Source organism: Desulfuromonadales bacterium (assembly GCA_035620395.1).
GTDB lineage: Bacteria > Desulfobacterota > Desulfuromonadia > Desulfuromonadales > DASPGW01 > DASPGW01.
In genome coordinates this window covers 1-6278 of the sequence record DASPGW010000201.1, presented here as the reverse complement: position 1 = coordinate 6278, position 6278 = coordinate 1, and the positions used below count along the sequence as shown (strand labels likewise).

Genomic DNA, 6278 nt, shown 5'->3' with positions numbered 1-6278 from the left:
TGGCGCCGCTCTGGTTGGTCAGGGTCACCCAGCCGGAGAGATCGAGGCGGTCGTCTTTGGCGCCGAGTTCGGCGACATAGTCGGCTCGCCAGGAGAGGCCGCCGGTGAGGTAGGCGAGCTCGAGCTGCTGGGGTTTTTCCGTACCGCTCAGCAGCTGGACGACCAGGGTCGGCCGGTCGCGCAGGTTCGCCGGCACGTCGGGGTAGCTAAGGCGCCCCGGCACGCCGGTCTCGATGCGGTCGCCAATCTGCAGGACAACGCCGCCCGTAGCGGCGAGCACGACGGCGTCCTCGGCCGTCTCGGCGCCGGTCTGCGGATGGACGCGGACCACCTGCACCCGCCTGCCGACGTACTTTTCCAGCAGCGCCTGCGGAGTGAGCAGGTCGAAGTCGAAATTCTGCTCGACCACGGAGAATCCCTGCGGCTGCGTCAGGCTGCGCAGCAGGGCTGTCTCCGGGCGCATCTGGGCACTCACCTCGCGAAAGGCGAGGACATTTTCCCCCTTGTCCAGGGAAACCAGGCGCTGGTCGCGGACCAGGGCGAGATCCTCGTTGTAGATGGTGACCGCCACCTCCTGCTGGTCCTGCAGGGTGCTGCGGCGTTCCTCGGCGGCCCGGGCAGGAGATGGCGCCAACAGAAGGGCGGCGGCCAGCAGGGTCAGGAATGCGTTTGCTCTTTGTTTCCTCATGGTTCCTCCCATGGAAGCCGGACGGCGCCGGCAGCGGGTACGGGTTGCAGGGGAAGGATAGCGAAACGGACCATAAAGAGAAAGGGCGAAAAATCACTCAACCTGAAATCTATTCCCATAAATTTTTGTGAGCAGCCTTGAAAAGACTGATTTTACTTTACTGACAGATTAAAAATTGGTTAAGCTTGGTCGCCATTGTCGTCGTTTTATGAATGACCGGAAATTGGGAGTGCGCATAGGCGCCTGAGCAGGCCCGCGTTCGGGCCGTCGCAGAAATTCAATGCTGTTGTAAAGGTGAAAGGAGAATTGGAGATGGGAAAAAGAACCTGCCTGTTTGTATCGACCCTGGTTTTATTCGGCCTCGGGTTCTGTCTGGCCCCGGCGTTGCCGGTCTGGGCCCAGCAGGCTGCGGCGAAGCCGACTCTCGCGGATGCCGACTGCGCCAAGTGCCACGAGCGGGAACCGCGGGAGATCGCTGAAAAGGGGTCGGCTCACAAGACCGAGATCAGCTGCATGGCCTGCCACGAAAGCCATCGGCCCAAGGTGGCCAACAACATCCCCGAATGCAGCAACTGCCACAGCGGCGCCCCCCATTACGAGCTCAAGAATTGCAAAACCTGCCACAACCCCCACACTCCCCTCGACATCACCCTGAAAGGGGAGCTCAAGGAGGTCTGCCTGACCTGCCATCAGCAGCAGGGCCAGGAAACCAAGGCCAGCCCCAGCAAGCATGCCGAGGTCGCCTGCAACTTCTGCCACGCCAACAAGCACGGCATGATCCCCGAGTGCGTGCAGTGCCACAAGCCGCACGCGCCGACCATGACCCAGGCCGACTGCAAGACCTGCCATCAGGCCCACCAGCCGCTGCTGCTGACCTACGGGCCGCAGACGGCCAACATCCAGTGCGCCGCCTGCCACCAGAAAGCCAATGACCTGCTGATGGCCAGCGAGACCAAACACCGCTCCGTCACCTGCGTCACCTGCCATGCCAACAAGCACAAGACGGTTCCCCAGTGTTCTGACTGCCACGGCAAGCCGCACGCAGCGGGCATGCACGAGAAATTCCCCAGATGCGGCGACTGCCACAACATCGCCCACGACCTGAATAGCTGGAAGGGTCAACAGGCTCCCAAGGCCGGGCCCGCGCCCAAGGCTCCGGCGCCCAAGGCTCCAGCGCCCAAGACCCCGCAAGGGACCAAAAAATGAGCCGGCGTCACAGCCTGGTTCGCGGCGGATTGTTACTGAGCTCGGCCCTGTTTCTCCTTTCGCTCAGCGGGCCGGGCGCCGTCGAAGCAGCGGCACCGTCCGGCAGGGGCTCCCTGCCGGACGCCCTGCCGGGCTCCTATGCAACCGACCCCGAGCCGATGACGACGGCGGAGTGCGGCCGCTGCCACCTGCATCATTTCAAAGCCCTCAAGAACGAGGGGGGCGGGCACCGGTTCAACTGCACGGACTGCCATGAAGTTTTTCATGCCTACAACCCGCGCAAGGACAATTTTTCCGAGTTGATGCCGGCCTGCAGCAACTGCCACAGCCTGCCCCACGGGGAAAAGCAGACGGACTGCCTCGCCTGCCATGTGAACCCGCATGCCCCGAAGACGCAGCTCTCGCTGCAGGCGCTGGCCAAAAACTGCGCCGATTGCCATAACCAGCCGGCCGAGCAGCTGAAGAAATTCCCCAGCGCCCACTCCGGCCAGGCCTGCCAGGATTGCCACAGCCAGCGACACGGGCGCATCCCCAGCTGCTTCGAGTGCCATCAGCCGCATTTCCCGAACCAGGCCCTGGCCGCCTGCCAGGCCTGCCATCCGGTCCACAAGCCGCGGGAAACCGTCTTTGCAGCCGATTCAGCGGCAGCCACCTGCGCCGCCTGCCACAACGATGTTTTCCTCAAATGGTCCAAGACGCCGAGCCGGCACGGCAAGGTCAACTGCACAGCCTGCCACAGCAAACACGGCTTGGTGCCGAATTGCACTGAGTGCCACAAGTCTCCGCATCCGCCGCAGATGATGGCCAGGTTCAACACCTGCCTCGTCTGCCACGTGGACCCGCATGACTTACCGATAAAAATGCAATAGTGAAAATGTCCGTCGCCCCTCCCATAACGGGAGGGGCCAGGATAAAGTGACGTCTCAGGAAGGTATTGCGGCATTGGACCGTTGCCAGGCCATCGATCCCGGGGACCTTCTCGACCTCTTTCAGCGCCAGCCGCAGCTTGGCTGCTATCGCCTGCTGCTGCTTTGGCCGAACTCGGATGCATTCGATCTGTACGGCGACCTTGCCCCTGCCGGGCTCCTGCTGCAGGGACCCGAGGCGGCCAGAGACCTTCTCCGCTCCCCAATCCAGGTGGTTTTCTCCTCTCCTGCCGATCCGCCAACGTTCACCATCCCGATCCATCACCCCGGGATTCCACGCTGCTGCCTGGTCGCCCGGCTGCGAGACACCGCAGCCTTTGCCGGCAGCCAGGAGCTGAAGTCCGCGACGCAGAAGATCCAGGAGCTGCTGCCGGCGCTGCTGGAGCGGGAGTTGCCGGCGCTCTCCCTGGCCAGGGCCATGCGCTGTCTGGAGATGCTGGTCGCCATCGGCCGGGAGATTGACCGGGTCGACGGCGAAGCGGAGCTGATCCAACTGCTCGTCGAAGCCCTCGCCATCCACTTCGAGGTTCCCCGCATCGCCATGGTGCTCAACGACAACGGCAGGACGGGCTTCACGGTGGCCGGCTCTCTGGGCCTGCCGCTCGAAGCGGTAACGCGGGTGGATGTTTCCCTCGCCGACTACCTCGAGCCGACCCGCCAGGGCAAACCGGTCCAGATCGGCAAGGGTTTCAATGCCCTGCTGCCGCAGGTGACGGCTGAACGTGCCGTCATCCTGCCCCTGGTGCACGGCGCGGAAAAACTGGGGGCCATCTTCCTGCTGGACCGCCACTTCCCCCCTCGCGAACAGCTGGTTCTGGAACTGCTGGGGGCGCGGGCAGCCGCCAGATTCCTCGCCTTGCGCCAGGCACAGCAGGAGCGCCGGGGGCTCATGGAAAACAGTTGCCGCCTCCCGATTCAAATGGTCAACGCTCTGGCCCGGGCGAAGAGCCGGGAGGATCTCTACCACCAGATTCTGGAATCGTCCGTCAATCTCCTGGCTGCCGCCTGCGGTTCGCTGATGATGGTCGACCAGACGGGAGAAAACCTGGCCATCGTCGCAGCCAGAGGGATGAACCTGGCTCTGGCCCGGACCTTGCGTATGCGGGTCGGTACCGGCATCGCCGGGCAGGTGGCGCAAAGCGGGTCCCCCCTGCTGGTCAGCGACATCGAAGAAGACCCCCGCGTTGGCATCCTCAACCGCCCTCGCTTCCGGACCAAGTCCTTCATCAGCATCCCGATCCAGTTGCGGGGAAGAACCATTGGCGTCCTCAATCTTTCGGACCTGCTGCAGCGGGAAAAATTCACCGAATCAGACCTGCACCTGCTGACCGCCTTCATCGAACATGCCGCGGCCATGATCGAGCGGCTCACCGCCCTGGAGAGCGCGGCCCACTTCGAAGAGCAGGCGATGACCGATCCGCTGACCGGCGTCTACAACCGCCGCTTCCTTGACCGGCGACTCGAGGAGGAACTGAACCGCTCCTCCCGCCAGCATCTCGAGTTTTCCCTGATGCTGCTCGATATCGACCACTTCAAGATCTACAACGATCTCTGCGGCCACCTCGCCGGCGACAGCGCCCTGACGAAGATCGCCGCCCTGTTGAAGGAGACGGCCCGGGAGATGGACGTCGTTACCCGCTACGGCGGCGAAGAGTTCTGCATCCTGCTGCCGGGCACCCCCGCCAGGGAGGCCCGACTGGCTGCGGAAAGGGTGCGGCGGGAGCTGGAGCTGGAGTCGTTTGCCGGAGAAGAACTCCTCCCCCTCGGCCGGCTGACCGTCAGCATCGGCCTCGCCACCTACCCCCTGGACGGCGACGACCCCTCAGCCCTGATCCACGCAGCCGACCTCGCCCTTTACCAGGCAAAGAGTCAGGGGCGCAACCGCATCGCCTCCCGGGAACAGTCCCAGGTTTCCCCTCAGAACCGACTCTCTCTGGTCTGAAATCGCCAGGGCGGCCTCCGCAAAGCGCTGGCGCAGTCCCCTTGACAACCGGAACAAACTCGGCTTCACTAGTTGTACGTACCTAGCTAGATCCACCCCTCCCTTGACTTTCACTCACCTGCGCAACCGGATCCCTGAGACGAGGTGTCAATGCGTTCGATCATCTCAGCCATTATCCTCCTCACCCTCTTCCTCCTTGGGGCTTCCGGGGAGGCCGGCGCCACTTTCCATGACGGCAGCGCATCCGCCTGTGAAGGCTGTCATACGGCGGAGATGGCGCTCAAAGGGGCCGATCCGAGCTCTACCTGCCTCGGCTGTCATGCCAGCACCTACCGGGTGCTCACTGCCGACGGCAGCGCCTACACGCCGGCCGGCGACTTCTACTGGCTGACCTCGACATTTGCCACCCCCGACCCCGTGGGCAGAGGGGAAAGGCATGGGCACAACGTCCTTGCCGCCGGCTTCGGCCTGGTAGCCGACACGACCCTGCGGTCAGGGCCAAGCGACGGTTCGGTGACCTATCAATCAGCATGGCTCCAGTGCACCAGTTGTCACGATCCCCATACGACCGCCCTGAAGAACTATCGGTTGCTGGGGGGCGCCGGCTACCGGGGAGGCTCCCTGGCCGCCGGTTTCAGCTTCGCCAATCCGGCGCCGGAGGCGCTACCCTGCCTCGGGCAACCGGAAGGGAACCTGCAGGCCGAAACGGACCACGACCACCCCGACTACGGGTCCGGCATGTCCGAATGGTGCATCAACTGCCACAGCGGCTTCAACGGCGCCCACACCCACCCGGCCGGCAACGATTCGCGCCTTGGAACCCTGGCAGCCATCTACAAAACCTATCGGGGCACCGGCAACCTCGGCGCCGGCACCGCATCTTCTTATGACTTTCTCGTTCCCTTCGAGCGCGGCAAGGGATCCCTGGGACAGCTGCGGTGTGCCCGGACGGATGGGCCATCGACGGAATCCACCGTCATGTGCCTGAGCTGCCACCGCGCCCACGCCTCGGCCTTCAGCGGCATTGGCCGCTGGGACTTCGGCGTTCCCCTGCTATCGTTCTCCGCGGTTCTGCGCTCCCCCGATGCCAACCATGCCTATTACGGGGAGAACATCCTCCACCGCTATGGGCCGTCTCAGCAGACCTTGTGCAACAAGTGTCACGGCAAGGATGCCGGAATCCGATAGACCAGAAAACCGGGCAACCCCAAGCAGATCGGCCCCATGAAGCAGGATCACCACCTGGATGGCAACGACCTCAAGGGAGCCGCCGGCGACAAGATGACCGCCATTCTGGCGGCCTGCGGGTTTAGCTTGAGAAAGCTTCTACGGACTTTTTTTTGGCTTACTTTCAAAGAGCTCAAGCCGCTTGAATGGCTACTTTTGCCGTCCAGATGGGACGTCCGTCAACCCATGGCCAAGAATCGATCCTTCGATTCTTCTCTCCTGGTACCTGTTGGACGCTGCCTGAGATCAAAAATCGAATTTTTCAGGGACGACTAACTACAGATCTTGG

At 63.3% G+C, this 6278-nt stretch carries 6 protein-coding genes; 5 read left to right on the top strand and 1 reads right to left on the bottom strand.

Annotated elements, in window-relative coordinates:
* Nucleotides 1–688 (bottom strand): hypothetical protein (locus VD811_10970; GenBank protein HXV21492.1); only part of this gene is annotated, 688 nt, incomplete at its 3' end.
* 312 nt (nt 689–1000) lie between these two features.
* On the opposite strand from VD811_10970, the gene VD811_10965 reads away from it, so the two are divergent.
* The 5 genes from VD811_10965 to VD811_10945 all read left to right on the top strand — a co-directional run bounded on the left by VD811_10965 (nt 1001) and on the right by VD811_10945 (nt 6265).
* A complete protein-coding gene (locus tag VD811_10965; protein HXV21491.1) occupies nt 1001–1894 on the top strand; it encodes a hypothetical protein in 894 nt (297 codons plus the stop codon).
* Nucleotides 1891–2763 (top strand): hypothetical protein, encoded by an 873-nt coding sequence (locus VD811_10960; protein HXV21490.1) that lies wholly within the window; start codon nt 1891–1893, stop codon nt 2761–2763. Before VD811_10965 ends, VD811_10960 begins: the two co-directional genes overlap by 4 nt.
* 73 nt (nt 2764–2836) lie before the next feature.
* Nucleotides 2837–4762, top strand: coding sequence for a sensor domain-containing diguanylate cyclase (locus VD811_10955; GenBank protein HXV21489.1), 1926 nt, complete (start codon nt 2837–2839; stop codon nt 4760–4762).
* A 150-nt stretch (nt 4763–4912) separates the two neighbouring features.
* The gene (locus tag VD811_10950) at nt 4913–5950 is read left to right on the top strand and encodes a hypothetical protein (GenBank protein ID HXV21488.1); all 1038 of its coding nucleotides are present in this window, start codon (nt 4913–4915) and stop codon (nt 5948–5950) included.
* 36 nt (nt 5951–5986) lie between these two features.
* On the top strand, nt 5987–6265 hold the full coding sequence (locus tag VD811_10945) for a hypothetical protein (protein ID HXV21487.1): 279 nt from the start codon (nt 5987–5989) through the stop codon (nt 6263–6265).
* Nucleotides 6266–6278 lie beyond the last annotated feature (13 nt).

What these genes read in the sequence shown, in the direction of transcription:
- VD811_10965 (HXV21491.1), top strand. Translation starts at nt 1,001, where the DNA reads ATGGGAAAAAGAACCTGCCTGTTTGTATCGACCCTGGTTTTATTCGGC.
- VD811_10960 (HXV21490.1), top strand. Translation starts at nt 1,891, where the DNA reads ATGAGCCGGCGTCACAGCCTGGTTCGCGGCGGATTGTTACTGAGCTCG.
- VD811_10950 (HXV21488.1), top strand. Translation starts at nt 4,913, where the DNA reads ATGCGTTCGATCATCTCAGCCATTATCCTCCTCACCCTCTTCCTCCTT.
- VD811_10945 (HXV21487.1), top strand. Translation starts at nt 5,987, where the DNA reads ATGAAGCAGGATCACCACCTGGATGGCAACGACCTCAAGGGAGCCGCC.